At 66.0% G+C, this 21,765-nt stretch carries 18 protein-coding genes; 11 read left to right on the plus strand and 7 right to left on the minus strand.

Annotated features, from left to right (window positions below):
- A complete protein-coding gene (locus tag PNI01S_RS02355; protein WP_084357357.1) occupies positions 1 to 1,302 on the minus strand; it encodes a sensor histidine kinase in 1,302 nt (433 codons plus the stop codon).
- Positions 1,303 to 1,619: 317 nt separating this feature from the next.
- Between PNI01S_RS02355 and eat the strand changes: the two genes are divergently transcribed.
- The 3 genes from eat to PNI01S_RS02370 all read left to right on the plus strand — a co-directional run bounded on the left by eat (position 1,620) and on the right by PNI01S_RS02370 (position 4,259).
- A complete protein-coding gene (gene eat / locus PNI01S_RS02360) occupies positions 1,620 to 2,984 on the plus strand; it encodes an ethanolamine permease (RefSeq protein WP_084357358.1) in 1,365 nt (454 codons plus the stop codon).
- 240 nt (positions 2,985 to 3,224) lie between these two features.
- Positions 3,225 to 3,395 carry a DUF2897 family protein gene (locus PNI01S_RS02365; protein ID WP_065084401.1) on the plus strand — a complete coding sequence of 57 codons (171 nt, stop codon included), beginning with the start codon at positions 3,225 to 3,227 and terminating at the stop codon, positions 3,393 to 3,395.
- 99 nt (positions 3,396 to 3,494) lie between these two features.
- A complete protein-coding gene (locus tag PNI01S_RS02370; RefSeq protein ID WP_065084402.1) occupies positions 3,495 to 4,259 on the plus strand; it encodes a CPBP family intramembrane glutamic endopeptidase in 765 nt (254 codons plus the stop codon).
- Between the two features lie 44 nt (positions 4,260 to 4,303).
- On the opposite strand, the gene PNI01S_RS02375 is transcribed toward PNI01S_RS02370, so the two are convergent.
- Positions 4,304 to 4,924: a TetR/AcrR family transcriptional regulator gene (locus PNI01S_RS02375; RefSeq protein WP_186352629.1), complete on the minus strand. Its 621-nt coding sequence runs from the start codon at positions 4,922 to 4,924 to the stop codon at positions 4,304 to 4,306.
- Positions 4,925 to 5,143: 219 nt separating this feature from the next.
- Here PNI01S_RS02375 and PNI01S_RS02380 point away from each other — a divergent pair, with 219 nt between their 5' ends.
- From PNI01S_RS02380 to PNI01S_RS02415, 8 genes are all read left to right on the plus strand, one after another.
- Positions 5,144 to 6,937: an acyclic terpene utilization AtuA family protein gene (locus PNI01S_RS02380; protein ID WP_084357359.1), complete on the plus strand. Its 1,794-nt coding sequence runs from the start codon at positions 5,144 to 5,146 to the stop codon at positions 6,935 to 6,937.
- 97 nt (positions 6,938 to 7,034) lie between these two features.
- Entirely contained in the window at positions 7,035 to 7,910 is an 876-nt protein-coding gene (locus PNI01S_RS02385; RefSeq protein WP_024764506.1) for an SDR family oxidoreductase, read from the plus strand.
- Between the two features lie 3 nt (positions 7,911 to 7,913).
- Positions 7,914 to 9,530, plus strand: coding sequence for a geranyl-CoA carboxylase subunit beta (gene atuC / locus PNI01S_RS02390; protein WP_084357360.1), 1,617 nt, complete (start codon positions 7,914 to 7,916; stop codon positions 9,528 to 9,530).
- A gap of 190 nt (positions 9,531 to 9,720) precedes the next feature.
- Positions 9,721 to 10,881 (plus strand): citronellyl-CoA dehydrogenase, encoded by a 1,161-nt coding sequence (gene atuD / locus PNI01S_RS02395; protein ID WP_038803742.1) that lies wholly within the window; start codon positions 9,721 to 9,723, stop codon positions 10,879 to 10,881.
- A gap of 126 nt (positions 10,882 to 11,007) precedes the next feature.
- Positions 11,008 to 11,805 carry an isohexenylglutaconyl-CoA hydratase gene (gene atuE / locus PNI01S_RS02400; RefSeq protein ID WP_084357361.1) on the plus strand — a complete coding sequence of 266 codons (798 nt, stop codon included), beginning with the start codon at positions 11,008 to 11,010 and terminating at the stop codon, positions 11,803 to 11,805.
- Between the two features lie 68 nt (positions 11,806 to 11,873).
- Positions 11,874 to 13,865: a geranyl-CoA carboxylase subunit apha gene (gene atuF, locus PNI01S_RS02405; protein WP_084357362.1), complete on the plus strand. Its 1,992-nt coding sequence runs from the start codon at positions 11,874 to 11,876 to the stop codon at positions 13,863 to 13,865.
- A gap of 235 nt (positions 13,866 to 14,100) precedes the next feature.
- On the plus strand, positions 14,101 to 14,922 hold the full coding sequence (locus PNI01S_RS02410) for an SDR family oxidoreductase (protein ID WP_084357595.1): 822 nt from the start codon (positions 14,101 to 14,103) through the stop codon (positions 14,920 to 14,922).
- Between the two features lie 324 nt (positions 14,923 to 15,246).
- Entirely contained in the window at positions 15,247 to 17,064 is a 1,818-nt protein-coding gene (locus tag PNI01S_RS02415) for a long-chain-acyl-CoA synthetase (protein WP_084357363.1), read from the plus strand.
- A 138-nt stretch (positions 17,065 to 17,202) separates the two neighbouring features.
- Here the strand turns inward: PNI01S_RS02415 and PNI01S_RS02420 are convergent, their stop codons facing one another.
- The 5 genes from PNI01S_RS02420 to PNI01S_RS02440 all read right to left on the minus strand — a co-directional run bounded on the left by PNI01S_RS02420 (position 17,203) and on the right by PNI01S_RS02440 (position 21,657).
- Positions 17,203 to 17,763 (minus strand): hypothetical protein, encoded by a 561-nt coding sequence (locus tag PNI01S_RS02420; protein WP_084357364.1) that lies wholly within the window; start codon positions 17,761 to 17,763, stop codon positions 17,203 to 17,205.
- A 126-nt stretch (positions 17,764 to 17,889) separates the two neighbouring features.
- On the minus strand, positions 17,890 to 18,597 hold the full coding sequence (locus PNI01S_RS02425; RefSeq protein ID WP_084357365.1) for a hypothetical protein: 708 nt from the start codon (positions 18,595 to 18,597) through the stop codon (positions 17,890 to 17,892).
- Positions 18,594 to 19,187, minus strand: coding sequence for an RNA polymerase sigma factor (locus PNI01S_RS02430; RefSeq protein ID WP_024764500.1), 594 nt, complete (start codon positions 19,185 to 19,187; stop codon positions 18,594 to 18,596). The genes PNI01S_RS02425 and PNI01S_RS02430 overlap by 4 nt, the downstream gene beginning before the upstream one ends.
- Positions 19,188 to 19,475: 288 nt before the next feature.
- Positions 19,476 to 20,915 carry an aminotransferase-like domain-containing protein gene (locus PNI01S_RS02435; protein ID WP_084357596.1) on the minus strand — a complete coding sequence of 480 codons (1,440 nt, stop codon included), beginning with the start codon at positions 20,913 to 20,915 and terminating at the stop codon, positions 19,476 to 19,478.
- A gap of 106 nt (positions 20,916 to 21,021) precedes the next feature.
- A complete protein-coding gene (locus PNI01S_RS02440) occupies positions 21,022 to 21,657 on the minus strand; it encodes a response regulator (protein ID WP_024764498.1) in 636 nt (211 codons plus the stop codon).
- Between the last annotated feature and the right edge of the window lie 108 nt (positions 21,658 to 21,765).

Here is a 21,765-nt window from a genome sequence, read left to right on the forward strand (position 1 = left end):
TCAGGCGCTCCGTTTCAGTTCGCTGGCCTGCTGGATCGGCAGGCTGATGAGGAATCGTGTGCCGCGTCCGGGTTCGGATGCCACGCGGATGCGGCCGCCGTGGTCCTGGACGATCTTGTAGCTGATCGACAGGCCCAGGCCCGTGCCCTGCCCCACCGGCTTGGTGGTGAAGAAGGGGTCGAAGATGCGCACGCGCACCTCATCGTCCATGCCCTTGCCGTTGTCCTGGACCGAGAGGTGCACATGGGTTTCGTCCGCCCAGGATTTCACCTGGATCAGGCCGAACTTCTGCATGGCCTGGGCGGCGTTGGTCAGCAGGTTGAGCAGCACCTGGTTGATCTGGCTGGCGGCGCAGGCAACCTTGGGCAGCGCGCCCAGCTGGGTGGCAACCTCGGCCTTTTCCTTGATGCTGTTGCGGGCGATCAGCAGCGCGCTGCGTACGCAGTCGTTGAGGTCGACCTCTTCGCTGCGGGCGCGGTCCAGGCGGGCGAAGTCCTTCAGGCCGCCGACCAGCTCGCCGATCTGCGCCAGGCCGAAATCGGTGTCGCCGAACAACTGGTCGAGATCGCCCACCAGTTGTTCCAACGCCGCTTCTTCGCGGGCCTGTTCGAAGGCTGCGCGAGTGCGCGCCAATTGCTCGGGGTCGCAGGCCGGGTCGTCCAGGCATTCGTTGAACAGGGCCTGGGCTTCGGTAAGGCCGAGCAGTGGCAGCAACAGCTCGCGCAGCAGCGCGACGTTGTTCTTCACATAGCCCAGCGGCGTGTTCAGCTCGTGGGCGACGCCGGCGACCATCTGCCCGAGGGAAGCCATCTTCTCCGATTGCACCAGCTGCGCCTGGGACTCTCGCAGGTCCTGCAGCGTCTTGTTGAGCGCGCGGTTGCGCTGGGCGACGCGCTGCTCCATGGCTTTCAGCAGATCGAGCACCGTGCCCAGGCCGAGGTAGCGTCCCTGCTCGTCCACCAGGACGAAGTCCTCGGTGATCGGGTAACTCAGTTGGGCGGTGACCTGTTGCGAGGCTTCTTCGAGGCTCAGGTCGGCGCGCACCTTCAATGGCTGCGCATTCATCACATCGCTGGCCGGACGGCGGCCCCAGAGGTCGCGGCCGAAGCGCTGCATGAAGATGTCCTGCAGGCCGTTGCGGCTGACCAGCCCCAGCGGCAGCCCGGCCTCGTCCACCACGGGCAGCGAGAGGAAGGCGCGGTGCTCGGCATCGAGGAAGCGATCGGCGACGTCGCTGATGCTCAACTCCGGGGCCAAGGGCGCTACCTGGCGCAACAGCTCGTGCAGGGCGCGGGTGGTCATCGGCGAATCTCCGGTCGCTGGAATGGGCGCCAGTAGACCAGCGGCAGATTGCCATCCTGTGACAGCCGTCGCGGCTCCGCGAAGCGTCACGCTGCGGTCATCGCCGTGCAACAAGCGCGGGACCGCGCACCTGAACGAATCGCCGCGCCCCCATTCGAGGCACGCCAATGTGCCGCGAATGTTCACGAAACGACGCGAAACCAGGCTTTGCGACCTGATCTCCGGGCATGGCACGGCCACTGCACGAATCAGCGGGTCGTGTTTTTCATCCTCGTTCGGACTTTCTCTTCTCTGACTTTCTCTTCAGGAGACGTCGCATGAGCACGCAACTCAAACCCACCCTCGGCACCCTGCACCTGTGGGGCATCGCCGTGGGCCTGGTGATTTCCGGTGAGTACTTCGGCTGGAGCTATGGCTGGGGCGTGGCCGGCACCCTCGGCTTCCTCGTCACCACGCTGCTGGTGGCAACCATGTACACCTGCTTCATCTTCAGCTTCACCGAGCTGACCACGGCGATTCCTCACGCCGGCGGGCCCTTCGCCTACAGCCGCCGCGCCTTTGGCGAAAAAGGCGGACTGGTGGCGGGCCTCGCCACGCTGATCGAGTTCGTCTTCGCCCCGCCGGCCATCGCCATGGCCATCGGCGCGTACCTCAACGTGCAGTTCCCCTCCCTCGATCCGAAGCACGCGGCGGTCGGCGCGTACCTGATCTTCATGACGCTGAATATCCTCGGCGTCAGCATCGCGGCGACCTTCGAGCTGATCGTCACCATCCTCGCAGTGGGCGAGTTGCTGGTGTTCATGGGCGTGGTTGCGCCGGGCTTCAGCTTCAGCAATTTCGTGCTCAACGGCTGGGCCGGCTCCGACAGCTTCGGCGGTGAGGCGATCAGCGGCATCTTCGCGGCGATTCCCTTCGCCATCTGGTTCTTCCTCGCCATCGAGGGCGCGGCCATGGCCGCCGAGGAAGCCAAGGACCCGAAACGCACCATTCCCAAGGCCTACGTCAGCGGCATCCTGACCCTGGTGGTGCTGGCCATCGGCGTCATGCTGTTCGCCGGCGGCGCGGGCGACTGGAAGGCCCTGTCGGGTATCAACGACCCACTGCCACAGGCGATGAAGATGGTGGTCGGTGAGAACTCCGGCTGGCTGCACATGCTGGTGTGGATCGGCCTGTTCGGCCTGGTCGCCAGCTTCCACGGCATCATCCTCGGCTACTCGCGGCAGTTCTTCGCCCTCGCCCGCGCCGGCTACCTGCCGCGCGGGCTGGCCAAGCTGTCGCGCTTCCAGACTCCGCACCGGGCAATCATCGCCGGCGGCCTGGTAGGCATCGCGGCGATCTACAGCGACGGCCTGATCGCCCTGCAGGGCATGAGCCTGACCGCGGCGATGATCACCATGAGTGTGTTCGGCGCCATCGTCATGTACATCATGAGCATGCTCAGCCTGTTCAAGCTGCGCCGCAGCGAGCCGCACCTGGAACGCAGCTTCCGCGCGCCGGGCTTCCCCGTGGTGCCGGGCATCGCCCTGGCGCTGGCCGTGCTGTGCCTGGCGGCAATGGTGTGGTTCAACCTGCAGATCGCCGGGATCTTCCTGGCCTTCATGGCGGCGGGCTTCGTGTACTTCCAGCTCACCGCCGCCCATCGCGCCAGCGCCCCGGCGGACGCCATGCTCACGGGTGCCTGAGCGCCGTCCGCGCCCTGCCCTCGTGGCGGGGCGCGGGATAATCCGAGCGCCAGGCCATATCCCCACCCGACAACCGCGCTCAGTCAATGTGCGCCCGCAGGATCTGTCCTACGCCAGTGGCGTGAAGCTCAAGGGCGATAGCGAGCTCTGCGAGGCGATCAGTCTGAACCGGTCCGCGCCTGACAAGGTCTGAATCACAGCGTATCGTGATATTCCACTGCCACTGTCGGAGACGGGACCATGCCCTGGTATGCCTGGTTGATCATCGCCCTAGCTCTGGGCTCCATCGTCGGCGCGCTGATGATGCTGCGCGACACCGCGAAAAAGCTCCCGCTCACCGAGGAACAGCTCAAGCGCATCCATGAGCGCAACGCCGAAATGGATGCCAAGGAAGCCGAAGATAAGCGCTGAAATGTCTTAACTGACTGACGTTTCAGTAAAAACTGGCCACAGCGATGGCCAGTGGCAGTCGAAATTGCCTAGACTGCGCCTCCCTGGATGGAGGAAAGAATGCTCAGGAAACTCCTGCCGCTGCTGCCAGTCGTGTTGTTGCTCTGCGGTTTTGCGCTCGGATTCGTCCAGCCAGTGGGGTTGCTGATCGGCGCGTTCTATGTCGCCTGGACTCTCTGCGGCGAGACCCGCCTGCCCCGCCTGCTGTGGTGGCTGGTCTGCCTCGTGCTCAGTATTGCCCTCGCCGCGCACCTGTTGCCGGGCACTACCTCGTGGACACTCTGGCCAGTGCGCCAGCTCAGCCCCGACGCTCCCGTCTATGCCCTCCACCTGTCCTGGGACAAGGCCCTGGTAGGTGCGACCCTGCTCGCCTGGTGGCTGCGCCGCGAACCGGTGCCCGAGGAAAGGCGCTCGCCGGACTTCGCTGCCATCGTCATCGTCACCACGCTGTTCGCCGTGCCCCTGGTTGCAGTGGCCGGCGGCCTGGTGGTGTGGAACCCGAAATGGCCGCCGGGCTTCTGGCTATGGATGCTGGTCAACATCTGCGTGATCTCGCTGACCGAGGAAGCGTTCTTCCGCGGCCTGCTGCAGAGCGAACTGGTGCGCCGGTTCGGCGCCTTTGCCGGTGTGGCGGTCGCCAGCGTGCTGTTCGGCATGGTGCACTGGCCGATCAACCCGTTGTTCGCCGTCGTCGCCGGTATCGCCGGCCTGGGCTACGGCCTGGCCTTCCACTTCAGTGGCCGCCTGGCAGTACCCGTGTTGCTGCACGCGGCGGTGAACTGCCTGCACCTGCTGCTGTTCAGTTATCCGTTGCGAATTATCTAAGCCAGTAGCAGTCATGTAGGAGCGAGCTCGCTCCTACAAGAGCCTCAATCGCGCATCACCAGCAGCAACGCCTGCTCGGCCAGCTCGTCCAGCGTCAGGCTGCCCTCGGGGCGGAACCAGGTGATGGACCAGGACAGCGCCCCGGTGAGGAAGCGCCGCAGAATGAACGGATCGGCCTGAGTGAATCCGGCCACGCGTGCCTCCTCCAGCACTTCCAGCCACATCTGCTCGTAGATGTCGCGCAGGCTGAGGATGTAGGCCTGGCCTTCTTCCGACAGCGAGCGCCACTCGTAGACCAGCACTGCCATCGCCTCGCCGGTACCGCCGGTGATCGACTGCAGCTCGCAGCGGATCAGCGCCAGCAGGCGCTCGCGCAGGTTCGTGGCATCGGCCAGGGCGGCGCGCATCAGGGCGGTGTTGTAGAGGATGGTTTCCTCCATCACCGAGCGCAGGATTTCGTCCTTGCTCTTGAAGTGATGGAAGATGCTGCCGGACTGGATGCCGACCGCGCCGGCCAGGTCGCGCACCGTGGTGCGCTCGTAGCCCTTGCTGCGGAACAGGTGCGCGGCAGTCTGCAGCAACTTGCCACGGGCGCTCTCCGGGTCGGTGATCTGCCCGGTCCCGACCAGCTCCAGCATGACTTCGCGGGCTTTGCGGTCATCCACGCTTTCTCTCCCCATGGGTCCCATCTGGCCACCTTGCTCAGGGCAATTCATCGAATCGCCCCGCAAGTGCTTGTGTTGTCTGACGAAATGTAAGCCCGCGAGTGCCAACCAAGCAAGCGCTTGGCCATCCAATGGTTGGGGTAGTCATCGACTCGGGGCTTTTCAACCAAGCGCTTGCTTGGTAATGTCGATCCATCACTCAGCGTCACGGGCAGAACAATGACTAGATCCGTACGTATCGGCTGCGCCTCCGCCTTCTGGGGCGATACCTCCACCGCCGCCGCTCAACTGGTGCGCGGCGCGCAGCTGGATTACCTGGTGTTCGACTATCTCGCCGAGATCACCATGTCGATCATGGCCGGCGCGCGCCTGAAGAACCCCGAGGCCGGCTACGCCACCGATTTCGTCGACGTGATGACACCCCTGCTGGGCGATATCGCTTCGAAGCAGGTGCGCGTGATCAGCAACGCCGGCGGGGTGAATCCCAGCGCCTGCGCCAACGCCCTGGCCACCGCCTGCGAAAAGGCCGGCGTGGCGCTGAAGATCGCCGTGGTGCACGGCGACAACCTGCAGCCGCGCCAGGGTGAACTGGCCAAGGCCGGCATCCGCGAGATGTTCAGCGATGCACCGATGCCGCCGATGTGCGTGTCGGTCAACGCCTACCTCGGCGCTCCCGGCATCGTCCGGGCGCTGGAGTCCGGCGCCGACATCGTCATCACCGGTCGCGTGGTGGACAGCGCGGTGGTCAGCGCCGCGCTGGTCCACGAATTCGGCTGGGCCTGGAACAACTACGACAAGCTGGCCCAGGCCGCACTGGCCGGGCACATCATCGAATGCGGCGCGCAGTGCACCGGCGGCAACTTCACCGACTGGGAAAGCGTGCCGGACTACGAGCATATCGGCTTCCCCATCGTCGAAGTGCAGGCCGGCGGCGAATTCGTCGTTACCAAGCCGCAGGGCACCGGCGGGCTGGTCACGCCACTGTCGGTGGGCGAGCAGATGCTCTACGAGATCGGCGACCCGCGCGCCTACCTGCTGCCCGATGTGATCTGCGATTTCACCCAGGTCCAGCTGGCCCAGGTCGGCGAGAACCGCGTAGCCGTCAGTGGCGCGCGCGGCCTGCCGCCGACCGGCCAGTACAAGGTCAGCGCCACCTACCCGGACGGTTTCCGCTGCACCGCCAGTTGCCTGATCGCCGGTATCGACGCGGTGAAGAAGGCCGAACGGGTCAGCCAGGCGATTATCGCCAAGACCGAGGAAATCCTCATGGAACGCGGCTGGGGGCCGTATCGCGAAGTGAGTGTCGAACTGCTCGGCAGCGAGGCCACCTATGGCCCGCACGGGCGCCGCGAGGACAGCCGCGAAATCGTGGTGAAGCTCGCCGTGCGCCACAGCCGCAAGGAAGCCCTGGTGCTGTTCTCCCGCGAGATCGCCCAGGCCGCCACCGGCATGGCGCCGGGCCTGACCGGCATCGTCGGTGGCCGCCCGACCGTGTACCCGGTGATCCGCCTGTTCTCCTTCCTGATCGACAAGGACGCCTGCGAGCTGGCCGTGGAGATCGACGGCGAGCGCCAGCCAGTCGCCCTGCCCGCCATCGACCAGTTCGACCCGGTCGCGCTGGCCGACGACATTCCCGTGCCGGCGGCCATTGGCCCGGCGCAGGCCAGCGTGCCCTTGGTGAAACTGGCGGTGGCGCGCTCCGGCGACAAAGGCAACCACAGCAACATCGGCGTGATGGCGCGCCAGCCCGAATACCTGCCGTGGATCGCCGAGGCCCTGAGCGAAGGCGCGGTGGCCGAGTGGATGCAGCACGTGCTCGACCCGCAGCTTGGCCGCGTCAGTCGCTGGCACCTGCCAGGCACACACAGCCTGAACTTCCTGCTGGAAAACGCCCTGGGCGGCGGCGGTGTCGCCAGCCTGCGTATCGACCCGCAGGGCAAGGCCTTCGCCCAGCAGTTGCTGGAATTCCCGGTGGCGGTGCCGCAAGCCATCGCCGATTCGCTGCAAACATAGGGCGAATAACGCCACCGGCGTTATCCACCCATCGACAACGGCGGATGAAGCGTTCCGCTTCATCCGCCCTACGGGATACCTCGGAGTCAGAACAACAATGAGCTACGACTCGATCTTCAAACCCGGCCTGTTCGACGGCCAGACCATCATCGTCACCGGCGGCGGCAGCGGTATCGGCCGCTGCACCGCCCATGAGCTGGCAGCCCTCGGCGCCCACGTGGTGCTGGTCGGGCGCAAGGCCGAGAAGCTGGAGAAGACCACCGGCGAAATCATCGAGGACGGCGGCAGCGCCAGCTGGCACAGCTGCGACATCCGCGACGAGGAGGCGGTGAAGGCGCTGGTCGCTCAGGTCATCGCCGAGCGCGGGCCGATCCATCACCTGGTCAACAACGCCGGCGGCCAGTACCCGGCGCCGCTGGCTTCGATCAACCTGAAGGGCTTCGAGGCCGTGGTGCGCACCAACCTCGTCGGCGGCTTCCTGATGGCCCGCGAAGTGTTCAACCAGAGCCTGAGCAAGACCGGCGGCAGCATCGTCAACATGCTCGCCGACATGTGGGGCGGCATGCCCGGCATGGGCCACTCCGGCGCCGCCCGCGCGGGCATGGAGAACTTCACCAAGACCGCCGCCATCGAGTGGGGCCACGCCGGCGTGCGGGTCAACGCCGTGGCGCCGGGCTGGGTCGCCTCCAGCGGCATGGACACCTACGAAGGCGCGTTCAAGGCCGTGATCCCGACCCTGCGCGAGCACGTACCGCTCAAGCGCATCGGCACCGAGTCGGAAGTGGCGTCGGCCATCGTCTTCCTGCTCTCCCCCGGCGCGGCCTTCATCAGCGGCAACACCATCCGCATCGACGGCGCCGCCAGCCAGGGCAGCCGCGCCTTCCCGCTGTCGAAGGTGAAGCCGGGGCAGAGCCGCTCCTATAACGGCTTCCACCGCGCCTACCTGCCGGACGTCCTCAAGGATCAGGAGTAAGCGATGCCCGTCATCCAATCCGAACTCGATCCTCAGGGCGAAGACTTCGCCCGCAACCGCGAGGCCATGCTGGCCGCCGTGGCGAGCTTCCGCGAGGTCGAGCAGAAGGTGCTCGACAAGGCCGCCGAGGCCAAGCCCAAGTTCGACAAGCGCGGCCAGCTGCTGCCGCGCGAACGCCTGAACCTGCTACTGGATGCCGGCGCGCCGTTCCTCGAGATCGGTTCGCTGGCCGGCTACAAGCTGCACGACGACAAGGACGGCACCCAGGCCGGCGGCGGCATCATCTCCGGCATCGGTTATATCGCCGGGGTGCGTTGCCTGGTGACCGCCAGCAACAGCGCAATCAAGGGCGGCACCATCTCCCCCACCGGGCTGAAGAAGACCCTGCGCCTGCAGCAGATCGCTTTCGAGAACAAGTTGCCGGTGGTGGCGCTGACCGAGAGCGGCGGCGCCAACCTGAACTACGCGGCGGACATCTTCGTCGAGGGCGCACGCGGCTTCGCCAACCAGGCGCGCCTGTCGGCGGCGGGTATTCCGCAGGTCACCGTGGTGCACGGCTCGTCCACCGCCGGCGGTGCCTACCAGCCGGGGCTGTCGGACTATGTGGTGGTGGTGCGCGGCAAGGCCAAGATGTTCCTCGCCGGCCCGCCGCTGCTCAAGGCCGCCACCGGCGAAATCGCCACCGACGAGGAACTGGGCGGTGCCGAGCTGCACGCCCAGGTCGCCGGCACCGCCGAGTACCTGGCGGAGAACGACGCCGACGGCGTGCGCCTGGCACGGGAAATCCTCGCCGCGCTGCCATGGAACAACCAACTGCCAGCCCGCGCGAAACTGACGTGGGAGGAGCCGCTGTACCCGGCGCAGGAACTGCTCGGCGTGGTCCCGGCGGACGCGAAGAAGCCCTACGACGTGCGCGAGATCGTTGCGCGCATCGCCGACGGTTCGCGTTTTCTCGACTTCAAGCACTCATTCGACAGCCAGACCGTCTGCGGCCACCTTCACATCGAAGGCCACGCCTGTGGCCTGATCGGCAACAACGGCCCGATCACCCCGCAGGGTGCGGCCAAGGCGGCGCAGTTCATCCAGCTGTGCGAGCAGAGCAACACGCCGATCCTGTTCCTGCACAACACCACCGGCTTCATGGTCGGCACCGAGTCCGAACGCCTGGGCGTGATCAAGCACGGCTCGAAGATGATCCAGGCGGTGGCCAACGCCACGGTGCCCAAGCTCACGCTGGTCGTCGGCGGTTCCTACGGCGCCGGCAACTACGCCATGTGCGGCCGCGGGCTGGACCCGCGCTTCATCTTCGCCTGGCCCAACAGCCGCACCGCCGTGATGGGCGGCGCCCAGGCCGGCAAGGTGCTGCGCATCGTCACCGAGGAAAAGCACGCCAAGGAGGGCAAGGAGCCTGACCCGAAGATGCTCGACATGCTCGAACAGATGACCGCGCAGAAACTCGACGCCCAGTCCACCGCGCTCTACGGCACGGCGAGCCTGTGGGACGACGGGCTGATCGATCCGCGCGACACGCGGCAATTGCTCGGTTATCTGCTGGATATCTGTGCGGAAGCGGCCGTGCGACCGCTGAAGGGTAATAGTTTTGGGGTAGCGAGGTTCTGATCGGGAATTGGGAGAGTGGGCAGAAGACCCTCTCCCCCCGCCCTCTCCCGCAAGCGGGAGAGGGAGCCAAAGCGACCCGGCGTAATGCGAACCGTCCAGCCACTCCGGACAGCCCCTCTCCCTTCAGGGAGAGGGTTGGGGAGAGGGCCAGAGGCGGGAAACCAGACCAGGCATCAGGAGAACAACAACAATGATCTTCACCCAGGAACACGAAGAACTCCGCCGCACCGTGCGCAACTTCGTCGAGCGCGAGATCAACCCTTACGTCGACGAGTGGGAAAAGGCCGGTCGCTTCCCCATCCACGAAGTCTTCAAGAAAGCTGGCGACCTGGGCCTGCTGGGCATCTCCAAGCCGGAGAAATTCGGCGGCATGGGCCTGGACTACAGCTACTCGGTGGTCGCCGCCGAGGAGTTCGGCACCATCCATTGCGGCGGCGTGCCGATGGCCCTGGGCGTGCAGACCGACATGTGCACCCCGGCCCTGGCGCGCTTCGGCTCCGATGAGCTGCGCGAGGAATTCCTCCGCCCGGCCATCGCCGGCGAGATGGTCGGCTGCATCGGCGTCTCCGAAGTGGGCGCCGGCTCCGACGTCGCCGGGCTGAAGACCACCGCGCGCAAGGATGGCGACGACTACGTCATCAACGGCAGCAAGATGTGGATCACCAACTCGCCGTCGGCCGACTTCATCTGCCTGCTGGCCAACACCTCCGACGACAAGCCCCACGTCAACAAGTCGCTGATCATGGTGCCGATGAAGTCCAAGGGCATCAGCATCAGCCCGCACCTGGACAAGCTCGGCATGCGCAGCTCGGAGACCGCCCAGGTGTTCTTCGACGACGTGCGCGTGCCGCAGCGCTACCGCATCGGCGCCGAGGGTTCGGGCTTCATGATGCAGATGCTGCAGTTCCAGGAGGAACGCCTGTTCGGCGCCGCCAGCGGGATCAAGGGCATGGAGTACTGCGTCAACGCCACCATCGACTACTGCAAGGAGCGCAAGACCTTCGGCCAGGCGCTGATCGACAATCAGGTCATCCACTTCCGCATGGCCGAGCTGATGACCGAGATCGAGTGCCTGCGCGCCCTCACCTACCAGGCCACCGAACAGTACATCCGCGGCAAGGACGTCACCCGCCTGGCCTCCATGGCCAAGCTCAAGGTCGGCCGGCTGTCCCGCGAGGTCACCGACGCCTGCCTGCAGTACTGGGGCGGCCAGGGCTTCATGTGGGAAAACCCGATCGCCCGCGCCTACCGCGACACCCGCCTGGTCTCCATCGGCGGCGGCGCAGACGAAATCATGCTGGGCATCATCTGCAAGCTGATGGGCACCCTGCCGGGCAAGAAGAAGGGCTAAGGGCCTGGGCCCTTTGTAGGAGCGAGCTTGCTGGCGAACGCTGTTTCGCTTGGCACCCCGGTGCCATGCGGTTCGCGAGCAAGCTCGCTCCTACGAAAAGACGACGAATCAACGAGGAATTGCGGCATGAGTGAACTGCCGAACTGCGAAACCCTCCTGCTGGAACGTGAAGGCGGCGTACTGCACGTCACCCTCAATCGCCCGGACAGCCGCAACGCCATGAGCCTGGCGATGGTCGGCGAACTGCGTGCCGTGCTCGCCGCCGTGCGCGACGACCGCGCCGTGCGCGCCATTGTCCTGCGCGGCGCCGGCGGGCACTTCTGCGCCGGCGGCGACATCAAGGACATGGCCAGCGCCCGTGCCACCGGTCCCGATGCCTATGCCGCGCTGAACCGCGCCTTCGGCGGCCTGCTGGAAGAAGCCCAGGCACAGCCGCAGGTGCTGGTCGCCGCGCTGGAAGGTGCGGTGCTCGGCGGTGGCTTCGGCCTGGCCTGCGTCTCGGACATCGCCATCGCGGCGGCCGACGCGCAGTTCGGCCTGCCGGAAACCAGCCTCGGCATCCTGCCGGCGCAGATCGCGCCCTTCGTGGTGAAACGCATCGGCCTGACCCAGGCCCGCCGCCTGGCCTTGACTGCCGCGCGCTTCGATGGCCGTGAGGCGCTGCGCCTCGGGCTCGTGCATCACTGCGCCGACAACGCTGAAAACCTCGGCGAGCAACTGGCGGAAACCCTTGACCAGGTCCGTCGCTGCGCGCCGGGCGCCAATGCCGCCACCAAGGCACTGCTGTTGGCCACCGAGACCGAAGCCCTCGGCCCGTTGCTGGACGGCGCTGCCCGCCAGTTCGCCGACGCGGTGACCGGCGCGGAAGGCGCCGAAGGCACCATGGCCTTCGTGCAGAAACGCAAACCGAACTGGGCGCAGTGACCCAACGCGCGCACCGAACAACCCCCTCTCCCTTCAGGGAGAGGGCTGGGGAGAGGGAAACAGCCAGCATGCCCAGCTTCGACAAGATCCTGATTGCCAACCGCGGCGAGATCGCCTGCCGGGTGATCCGCACCGCCCACGACCTGGGCTATCGCACCGTGGCCGTGTACAGCGAGGCCGACGCCGACGCCCGCCACGTGCAACTGGCCGACGAGGCCGTGTGCATCGGCCCGGCGCCGGTCGGCCAGTCCTACCTGAAAGCCGAGGCGATCCTCGACGCCGCGAAACGCACCGGCGCCGGCGCCGTCCACCCCGGCTACGGCTTCCTCTCGGAGAACGCCGACTTCGCCCGCGCCTGCGAGGCTGCCGGCATCGTCTTCATCGGCCCCGGCGTGGAAGCCATCCACCTGATGGGCAGCAAGCGCCTGTCGAAGATCGCCATGCTCGAAGCCGGTGTGCCCTGCATTCCCGGCTACGAAGGTGCCGATCAGGACGACGCCACGCTCAGCCGCGAGGCCGAGCGCATCGGCTACCCGCTGATGATCAAGGCCAGTGCCGGCGGCGGCGGGCGCGGCATGCGCCTGGTGACGCGCAGCGAGGACCTCGCCGAACAGCTGCGCACGGCGCGCTCGGAAGCGCAGAACGCCTTCGGCAGCGGCGAGCTGATCCTGGAGAAAGCCGTGGTGCAACCGCGGCACGTGGAAATCCAGGTATTCGGCGACAGCCACGGCCATATCGTCTATCTCGGCGAGCGCGACTGCTCGGTGCAGCGCCGCCACCAGAAGGTCATCGAGGAAGCGCCCTGCCCGGTGCTGACCGAGGACCTGCGCGCCGCCATGGGCAGCGCTGCGGTGAAGGCCGCCGCCTCCGTGAACTACCTGGGCGCCGGCACCGTGGAGTTCCTGCTGGATGCCAGCGGCGCCTTCTACTTCCTGGAAATGAACACCCGCCTGCAGGTGGAGCACCCGGTCACCGAACTGATCACCGGCCAGGACCTGGTGGCCTGGCAGATTCGCATCGCCGAGGGCCATCCGCTGCCGCTGACCCAGGAGCAGATCCAGCTCAAGGGCCATGCCATCGAGGTGCGCCTGTACGCTGAGGATGCTGGCAACGGTTTCCTCCCGCAGACCGGCCAGGTGCTGCGCTGGACGCCGCCGCAGCTGGACGGCATCCGCATCGATCACGGCCTGCGCGAAGGCCAGCCGGTGACGCCCTTCTATGATCCGATGCTGGCCAAGGTCATCGCCTACGGCGCCACCCGCGAGGAAGCCCGGCGCAAGCTGGTGCGCGCCGTGGAGGACTGTGTGCTGCTGGGCGTGACCGGAAACCAGCGCTTCCTCGCCAACCTGCTCAAGCACCCGGAGTTCGCCGCCGGCAAGGCCACCACGGCGTTCATCGGCGAACAGTTCGCCGGCGACCCGAGCTTGGCCCCGCGCCAGCCGCAACCTCTGGAACTGGCCTGCGCCGCCGCCCTGCTCTACCAGGCTTCGGCCAGCGACCGAGCGCACCAGCCTGGGCTGTCCGGTTGGCGTAGCGCGGGCAGCGCGCCCTGGCGTTTTGCGCTCAAGCATGGCGAGGAGAAATTCGCCGTCGAACTGGAAGTCCGCGAACACGGCACCCAGCCGACGCTGCTGGCCCGCATCGGTGAGTCCGCCATCAAGCTGCGCCTGCTCGGCGAGGAGAACGGTGACGCGATCATCGAAGCCGACGGCGTTCGTCGCCGCCTGCCCTTCCACCTCGACGGCGCGCGCCTCTGGCTGTACGGCACGGACGGCAACCTGGAACTGCTGGACGTCACCCACGAGCCCGTCAGCGCGGCTGGCGGCGCAGGCTCCGGCACGGTGAAGGCACCGATGGATGGCGCCATCGTCGACGTGCTGGTGAGCGAAGGTACGCGGGTCAGCAAGGGCCAGCTGCTGCTGGTACTGGAAGCGATGAAGATGGAGCACCCGCTCAAGGCCGGCGTCGACGGCGTGATCCGCCGCGTGCAGGTATCCAAGGGCGAGCAGGTGAAATCGCGGCAGTTGCTGGTGGAGGTCGAGGCGCTGGAGTCAGTCTGAATCTCCTTTCGCCTCACCCCAGCCCTCTCCCCCAGGAGAGGGCAGTTCGGAGCGGAAGGGGGACACCGCATTCATCCTCGCAGCAGACAGTCCCCGCTCCCTCTGGAGCGGGGCGCGCAGCCAGGGTTGGGGCGAGGTCAGGTCCAAACGCACCGAATACCAGGAAGCACTTTTCGTAGGAGCGGATTCATCCGCGATGCCGTCCGACAAAGACAACAAGAACACGGAGCACCCCATGTCCCTCAAAGGCAAAACCCTCTTCATCACCGGCGCCAGCCGCGGCATCGGCCGTGAAATCGCCCTGCGCGCCGCACGCGATGGCGCCAACATCGTCATCGCCGCCAAGAGCGCCGAGCCCCACCCGAAACTCGAAGGCACCATCTTCAGCGTGGCCGAGGAGGTCGAAGCTGCCGGCGGCAAAGCCCTCGCGCTGCAACTGGACGTGCGCGACGAAAACGCCGTGCGCGAGGCCATGGCCCGCGCCGCCGAGCACTTCGGCGGCATCGACGCGGTGGTGAACAACGCCGGCGCCATCAAGCTGGTGGGCGTGGAACGCCTGGAACCCAAGCGCTTCGACCTGATGTACCAGATCAACACCCGCGCCGTGATGGTCTGCAGCCAGGCCGCGCTGCCCTACCTGAAGCAGAGCAAGGGCCACATCCTCAGCCTGTCGCCACCGATCAACCTGGCCGGCAAGTGGTTCGCCCAGCACGGCCCCTACACTGTCACCAAGTACGGCATGAGCATGCTCACCCTGGGGATGCACGAGGAGTTCAAGAAGTACGGCATCAGCGTCAACGCGCTGTGGCCGAAAACCATGATCGCCACCGCCGCCATCGAGTTCGAGCTGGGCAGCCGCGACGCCTTCAAGCGTGCGCGCACTCCCGCGATCATGGCGGACGCCGCCTACGCCATCCTCTCCAGCAGCGAGCGCAGCATCAGCGGTCGGCTGCTGATCGACGAGGACATCCTGCGCGAACAGGGCCAGAGCGACTTCGAGCAGTACCGTTTCGACCCGAACGGCGGCAGCCTGGTGCCCGATCTGTTCCTCGATTGATGGATCCCATCGTGGCCGGCGGCGGATAACTCCAAGCGATTATCCGCCCTGCATCCTGGCTTGCCGCAGGGGCGCATGACGCAGCACGAGTCATGCGCCAGGCACTCATCCTCCGGCCTTGGCCCGCGTCCTTTACCAATCGACACAATCCCGTCCTGGCCCTCTGGCCATCCGCTCCTAGACTGCGATGAACGCAACCCGGCCGGTTTGCCGATCTGCCCGGCCAGGCACGCACCTGGGCCATAGTCTCCCGACAGGCAGCGCCCTAGAGTCGCGCTTGAGCGTCTGCACGCCAGACAACAATGACAATAAGGGCACGCGTCAATGAGCCACGCCGATATCATCACCCCGACCCGCTTCCTCGCCCACCTGCCGGCCACACTCGGCCGCGTGCCGCGCATGCTCCGCGGGCTCTACTACACCGGCATCCGCAACCGCGAGAAGAACCTGTCCCTGGGCTGGGCCCTGGAGCGCGCCGCGCGCCTCTATCCGGACAGCCCGGCGCTGATCGACGAACGCCGGCGCCTGTCCTACGCCTTGTTCAACGGCTGGGCCAACCGCCTGGCGCGGGCCTTCCAGGCCGAAGGCGTGCAACACGGCAGCGTGGTGGCGGTGATGCTGGAGAATCGCGCCGAGTTGATGGTGGTGCTCGCCGCCCTGGCCAAGCTCGGTGCCATCGGCGCGCTGGTGAACACTACCCAGCGCGGCCAGGTACTCAGCCACAGCCTCAACCTGGTCAAGCCCAGCCATTTCGTGGTCGGCGAAGAGTTGCGCGAAGCCTTCGAGGACGTCCGCCCGGCCCTGGAGAACAGCGGCGGCCGCTGCTACTGGATCGCCGATGGCGATGAAGCGGCACAAGCGCCCGCGGGCTGGCACAGCCTGATGCGCCTGGCGCAGGAACAGGACTCGAACAACCTCGCCGACACCGCCAAGGTGCGCCTGAAGGACGCCTGCTTCTACATCTACACCTCCGGTACCACCGGCCTGCCCAAAGCCTCGATAATGAGCCACGGCAAGTGGATCAAGGCCTACGGCGGCTTCGGCCATTCGGGCCTGGCGCTGACCAACAGCGACGTGCTTTACCTGACCCTGCCCTGCTACCACAACAATGCCGTGACCGTGTGCTGGAGCGCCGTGCTGGCCGGCGGCGCGGCGATCGCCCTGCGCCGCAAGTTTTCCGCCAGCTCGTTCTGGAAAGACGTCCAGACCTACCAGGCCACCTGCTTCGGCTACATCGGCGAACTCTGTCGCTACCTGCTCAACCAGCCCGAGTGCGCCGAAGAGCGCGGCAATACCTTGACCTGCATGATCGGCAATGGCCTGCGCCCCTCGATCTGGAACGAGTTCAAGGAGCGCTTCGGCATCGAGCGGATCACCGAATTCTATGCCTCCAGCGAAGGCAATATCGGCTTCACCAATGTGTTCAACTTCGACAATACGGTGGGATTCTCCCCAGCAACTTACGCCATCGTCCGCTATGACCTGGAAAACGACCAGCCGGTACGGGGCGCCAAGGGGTTCATGAAAAAGGTCGACAAGGGCGAAGCCGGCCTGCTGATCAGTGAGATCAGCGACAAGTGGCCGTTCGATGGCTACACCGACCCGGCCAAGAGCGAGGCGGTGATCTACCGCAACGTGTTCAAGGAAGGCGATACCTGGTTCAACACCGGCGATCTGATGCGCGACATCGGCTTCAAGCACACCCAGTTCGTCGATCGCCTGGGCGACACCTTCCGCTGGAAGGGCGAGAACGTCTCCACCACCGAGGTGGAAAACGCCCTGGGGGCATTCCCCGGCGTGGAAGACGCGGTGGTCTACGGCGTGGAGATTCCCGGCACCAACGGCCGCTGCGGCATGGCTGCACTGCGCCTCGCCGACGGCGTCAGCCTGGATACGACAGAGCTGGCGGCCCACCTGGACCGCGAGCTGCCGGCTTATGCCGTGCCGCTGTTCCTGCGCCTGCTGGCCCAGGTAGAGACCACCGGGACCTTCAAATACAAGAAGACCGACCTCAAGCGCAACGCCTACGACCCCTCAGCCGTAACCGAGGCACTGTTCGTGCGGCTACCAGGGGAGACAGCCTATCGAGCGCTGGATGGCGCGCTGTTCGAAGCGATTCGCGGCGGCGCTCACCGTTTCTAAGGGCCACCATAACGAACTGCTTCGCGAAGTCTCCCCTCTCTCCCGTCCTGGCTGTGCGCCCCGTTCGGAAGGGAGAGGGCAAAACGCAGGCACGGCATCGCACAAGAAAACAGTCGGTCCTGGAGGGAAATCGAGCGATCAGTTGCGGAACTTGAACTGCAACTCGGCGCCACGGATGTCCGAGTGCCAACTGTCGTCGTTGGGTTCACGCTCGTTGGGCTCGCGCTGGATCAGCCGGCCACCGACCTCGAAGGGGCTCTGTCCGGCTTTTTCGCCGAACATCGGCGGCAGGATCGGCTTCTCCTCGATCACGGTGATCGTATCGTCCGGCTCCAACTGATGGACCAGGTCCTTGGGCAGACGCAGGTCCAGCTTCACCGCCGGCAGCGGCTGCTTGACCACCGGATCCAGCGGCTTCTTCACCTGCGCCGGCGTCTTCGAGGGCGCCTTGGCCTCTGGCTTGATGGCGGCCTCGACCGCGGCGGACTTGGGCGACGCCACGACTTTGGCAGCAGCAGGCTTCGCCTCTTCCTCACGCGGCTGCTCGGCGGCAGGTTCCGGCGCAGGTGTGCTGGCAGGCGCAGTCACGGCTGGGGCAACAGCCGGGGCCGGAGCCACAGCCTTGTCCTTGTGCTCATCGCCACAGGCAGCGAGCAGCAGGGACAGACTGGCGACAACGAGGATTCGAGACTTCTTCATGGAGCGGACCGTGAGAAAAACCGCGCAATGCTGGCGCGAGTTGCCTTGCGGAGCAAGAGTCTTGCCATGACAAACCGTTACGTCATGCAGTCTGACAGACGCAGGCTGAACCCGGCCTGTCATTGATCAAGGGTTGTCAGGTAATTCCTTCAGAGCCTTGTCGATGCCCAAGCCAGGGAAACGCTGCCGGAGGCTCTCACGCACTTGTTCAGCCTCTTCCTTGCGCCCCTTGCCTTGCAAGTCGCGCAGGTGCAGCAGACTGGCACGTGGCTCGTCGGCCTCCTCGGCGAATGCCTGGAGCTTCCCCTCGGCCGCTACACCTGACCGCGCCTGTGCATCGGCAGATGCGCGGACTTCGTCCCTTGCCGCCGCAGCCGCCATTTTCTTGCTCATCGGCGCAGGCTTGGCGAGCTCCTGGACCGATGCCCCGGCAGCGGCACTGTCCATCTGCGGCGCGGCCATACGCGGCTCCGCCACTAAAGGCGCAGCGGCCGGAACCGCCGGTGGCGCCATGGCCGGTGCGGGCGCTGGCGCGCGCATCATTGCCGGGGATACCGGCGCGTCAAAGCGCTCTGGCGCGTCCTCAAAGGTCCGCAGAGTCAAGCTCAGGCCGATGCCCAGGGTCGCCAGGCCCGCCACGGCAACGCCCCAGCGCTGGCGGCTGCCGGCGCCCAGCAACCATTGGTGCAGGCGCTGGGCGAAACTCGGGGGCTTCTGCTGTACGGCGGCGCGAGCGGCGGCCAGGATGCGCGCGTCCAGCTGCGCCGGCGGCTGCGCTTCGCTATGCCGACGGTAGAGTTCGAGCAGCTCCTGCTCGTGCGGATCGCGGCTCATGGGTTCACCTCCTCGGCCACCGACGGGTCGGACAACAACCGACGCAGTTTCTGCATCGCATAGCGAAGTCGGCTCTTCACGGTTTCCGCCGGAGTCTTCGTGAGCTCGGCAATTTCGTTCAGCTCCAGATCGCCATGGGTGCGCAGCAGGAAGACTTCGCGCTGCTCCACCGGCAAAGACTCCAGTGCGCCCTGCAGGCGCTGCTGGTCGCGGGCAAGGCTCAGCTCGCGCTCGGGGTCGGTGCTTTCGCCGCCCAATGCATCGCCATGCAATTGTTCGTCGAAGCTTTCCTGGCGCCCCAGGTGCCGACCCAGCTTGCGCCAATGGTCGATCAGGCGGTTGCGCCCGATCTGGTACAGCCAGGTCTTGAAGCTGGCCGCGCCCAGTGGCTGGCTATCGCTGCGGATCAGGCTCAGCCAGGTTTCCTGGAACACTTCCTCGGCCTGGGCATTGTCGCCGCACAGGCCGCAGAGGAAGCGGAACAGGCCAAGGCGATGACGAGCGTAAAGCTCGCCGAACGCTTCGGCGTCGCCTTGTCGGTAACGCCGCAGCAGGGCGACGTCGTTTTCATCCGTGAGGGGTCTCTTCAACTCTCTCGATCCGTAGCGGTGCGGGTGGTGGCTGGCTTCTCGCCAGCGACCGAGTATCACCGATGGCGCAGGCACGGGTGTAACGCAGTGGTCATCCGGCAGCGTGGCGATCGGCACGGCAGCGGTCTCGTCGAGGGATTCAACTTGCTTTGACGAGATCGTCTGAAGAAATGGGTTAGGCGGACACAGAAACAAACAGGTGTTTTCGTAGGAGCCGACTCCGTCCGCGATGTCCTCCGGCGCGGTGCGGAGCTATCGCGGACGGAGCCCGCTCCTGCGACGGTACGATCACGCCGCGATCAGTTCCTCCTGGCACAGCTGGCAGGCCAGCATGCCGAGGGTCATGATCGCCCGCTCCGCCTCGCGGTCCCACGGGATGCCGCAGGTCAGGCGCAGGCAGTTGTTGAACTGCTCGGTGTTACTGAAGATCAGCCCCGGCGCGATGCTGATGCCCTGCTCCAGCGCGCGCACGTGCAGCTCCTTGGTGTTGACCTTGGCCGGCAGGCTGACCCAGAGGATGAAGCCGCCCTTGGGCCGGGTCATCTGTGTGCCTTCGGGGAAGTACTGCTGCACCGCCAGCTGGTAGGCCGTCATGTTCTTGCGGTACTCCTGGCGGATGTAGCGCAGGTGCCGGTCGTAGCCGCCGTTCTCCAGGTAGGCCGCCACGCCCATCTGGGTGACGGTGCACGCCGAATGCGTGGTGAAGGTCTGCAGGCGGCGGATTTCCTCCTGGTAGCGCTCGGCGATGATCCAGCCGATGCGCACTCCCGGGGAAATGGTCTTGGAGAAGCTCGAGCAGTACACCACACGACCGTCACGGTCGTGGGCCTTGAGCGCCTTGGTCTGGCCCTGGTCGAACATCAGCTCGCCGTAGATATCGTCCTCGATCACCCCGATGTTGTGCTCGGCGGTGAGCTTGAGCAGTGCCTTCTGGCGATCCTCGGGGATGGTGCCGCCCAGCGGGTTGCTCAGGCGCGCGGTCAGCACCAGCGCCTTGATCGGCCACTGGTTGGCCGCCAGCTGCAGGGCTTCCAGGCTGATGCCGGTCTGCGGGTCGCTGGGGATCTCGATGACCTTCAGACCGAGGATGTCGGCCAGCTGCAACAGGCCGTAATAGCTCGGCGACTCGGTGGCGATCAGGTCGCCCGGCCGGGTCATCACGCGCAAAGCCATGTGGATGGCGTCCACGCAACCATGGGTGATGGTTACCTGAGTCGGATCGACCACCACACCGGCATCGCGCATGCGGATCGCCACCTGGCGGCGCAACGGCTCGTAGCCGGGGCTGAACATGTAGCTGAAGGCACGCGGGCTGGAGAAGCGGGTGACCTTGGCCAATTGCTGGTGCAGCGCACGGACCGGGAGGTAATCCACGTGCGGCACGGCGGCGCCCAGCGGGAACACGCCTTCGCGGCGCGCCTCGGCGAGCACCTGATTGATGATGCTGCTGCGGGTGACCAGCCCCGGCCGCTCGACACGGGCGATGTCCGGTGTCGAGGCAGTCAGCGCCGGCGTGCGGTGCACGTAGAATCCGGATTGCGGGCGCGCGCGGATCAGCCCCTGATCTTCGAGGGTGGCATAGGCCTGGAGCACCGTGGCATGGCTGACGTTGAGCTGGGTGCTCAACTTGCGCACGGACGGCACGCGCTCGCCCGGCTGGTAGACACCACGACGGATGTCTTCCGCCAGTTGCTGGGCGATGCGCTGGTAGAGCAGCAGATTGGACATGACGGCCATCCCTCGGTCATTGAACCGAAACAGTAGCCAAAAAGTGCAAACTGTTCCAGAACAGTCGTCAGCATTCCGTCCGATACAGTTGCGCTGTCCTCTGCGCTCAGATCTCCCCGAGCCAGTCCAGCAAACCCGCCACCACCAGTTGCGCATCGGTGGTCAGGCCGAGCTTCTGCATGGCGTTGCGCTTGTGGGTACTGATGGTGGAGACACTCCGATTGGTCCGTTCGGCGATCTCGCCCACCGTGGCGCCATGGGCCAAACGGCGGATGATGTCGATTTCCGTCGGGCTCAACGGTTTGCCGGTATGCCGGGGGGGCCGCAGCATCGGGTCTATATAGGTCTCGCCCTTGCGGATACGGGCGAAGGCGTCGTCCAGCAGGCTCAGCGGGTTGCGCTTGCAGACATAGCCCACTGCACCGCATTTCACCGCTGCGCTGGCCAGCAGCGGTGCGCCCATGACCGAGTAGACCAGCACCGGCACGTGGGGATAGTGGCGCTGCAGCCATTCGATCAGGTGCACCCCATCGCGACCGCGGGCGCCGGGCAGCGCCAGCTCGACGATGGCCAGGTCGACCTCGGGATGGGCAGTGAGGACATCCAGCAGGCTATCGGTGTCGCTGACGAAGGCTTTCACCTGCGCCAGCTCGCGCTCCAGCAGATAGCGTTCAAGGCCCCAACCGATCATCGGTTGCGGATCCGCCACGATTACATTGAAAAGCTTCTTTTCCGATGACATCACATTCTCTCGTTTACAGCTCCCCTGAGGGGATTAGTCGCACCCGGCCATTTTCGCCAAGCTGCCACTCGAAAGATTTCGAGATGCCCCTGATGAAAAACCCCGGAG

Source organism: Pseudomonas nitroreducens NBRC 12694 (genome assembly GCF_002091755.1).
GTDB lineage: Bacteria > Pseudomonadota > Gammaproteobacteria > Pseudomonadales > Pseudomonadaceae > Pseudomonas > Pseudomonas nitroreducens.

What these genes read in the sequence shown, in the direction of transcription:
- PNI01S_RS02365 (WP_065084401.1), top strand. Translation starts at nt 3,225, where the DNA reads ATGCCCTGGTATGCCTGGTTGATCATCGCCCTAGCTCTGGGCTCCATC.
- eat (WP_084357358.1), top strand. Translation starts at nt 1,620, where the DNA reads ATGAGCACGCAACTCAAACCCACCCTCGGCACCCTGCACCTGTGGGGC.
- PNI01S_RS02370 (WP_065084402.1), top strand. Translation starts at nt 3,495, where the DNA reads ATGCTCAGGAAACTCCTGCCGCTGCTGCCAGTCGTGTTGTTGCTCTGC.
- atuF (WP_084357362.1), top strand. Translation starts at nt 11,874, where the DNA reads ATGCCCAGCTTCGACAAGATCCTGATTGCCAACCGCGGCGAGATCGCC.
- atuC (WP_084357360.1), top strand. Translation starts at nt 7,914, where the DNA reads ATGCCCGTCATCCAATCCGAACTCGATCCTCAGGGCGAAGACTTCGCC.
- atuD (WP_038803742.1), top strand. Translation starts at nt 9,721, where the DNA reads ATGATCTTCACCCAGGAACACGAAGAACTCCGCCGCACCGTGCGCAAC.
- PNI01S_RS02355 (WP_084357357.1), bottom strand. Translation starts at nt 1,302, where the DNA reads ATGACCACCCGCGCCCTGCACGAGCTGTTGCGCCAGGTAGCGCCCTTG.
- PNI01S_RS02420 (WP_084357364.1), bottom strand. Translation starts at nt 17,763, where the DNA reads ATGAAGAAGTCTCGAATCCTCGTTGTCGCCAGTCTGTCCCTGCTGCTC.
- atuE (WP_084357361.1), top strand. Translation starts at nt 11,008, where the DNA reads ATGAGTGAACTGCCGAACTGCGAAACCCTCCTGCTGGAACGTGAAGGC.
- PNI01S_RS02380 (WP_084357359.1), top strand. Translation starts at nt 5,144, where the DNA reads ATGACTAGATCCGTACGTATCGGCTGCGCCTCCGCCTTCTGGGGCGAT.
- PNI01S_RS02435 (WP_084357596.1), bottom strand. Translation starts at nt 20,915, where the DNA reads ATGTCCAATCTGCTGCTCTACCAGCGCATCGCCCAGCAACTGGCGGAA.
- PNI01S_RS02385 (WP_024764506.1), top strand. Translation starts at nt 7,035, where the DNA reads ATGAGCTACGACTCGATCTTCAAACCCGGCCTGTTCGACGGCCAGACC.
- PNI01S_RS02410 (WP_084357595.1), top strand. Translation starts at nt 14,101, where the DNA reads ATGTCCCTCAAAGGCAAAACCCTCTTCATCACCGGCGCCAGCCGCGGC.
- PNI01S_RS02440 (WP_024764498.1), bottom strand. Translation starts at nt 21,657, where the DNA reads ATGTCATCGGAAAAGAAGCTTTTCAATGTAATCGTGGCGGATCCGCAA.
- PNI01S_RS02425 (WP_084357365.1), bottom strand. Translation starts at nt 18,597, where the DNA reads ATGAGCCGCGATCCGCACGAGCAGGAGCTGCTCGAACTCTACCGTCGG.
- PNI01S_RS02415 (WP_084357363.1), top strand. Translation starts at nt 15,247, where the DNA reads ATGAGCCACGCCGATATCATCACCCCGACCCGCTTCCTCGCCCACCTG.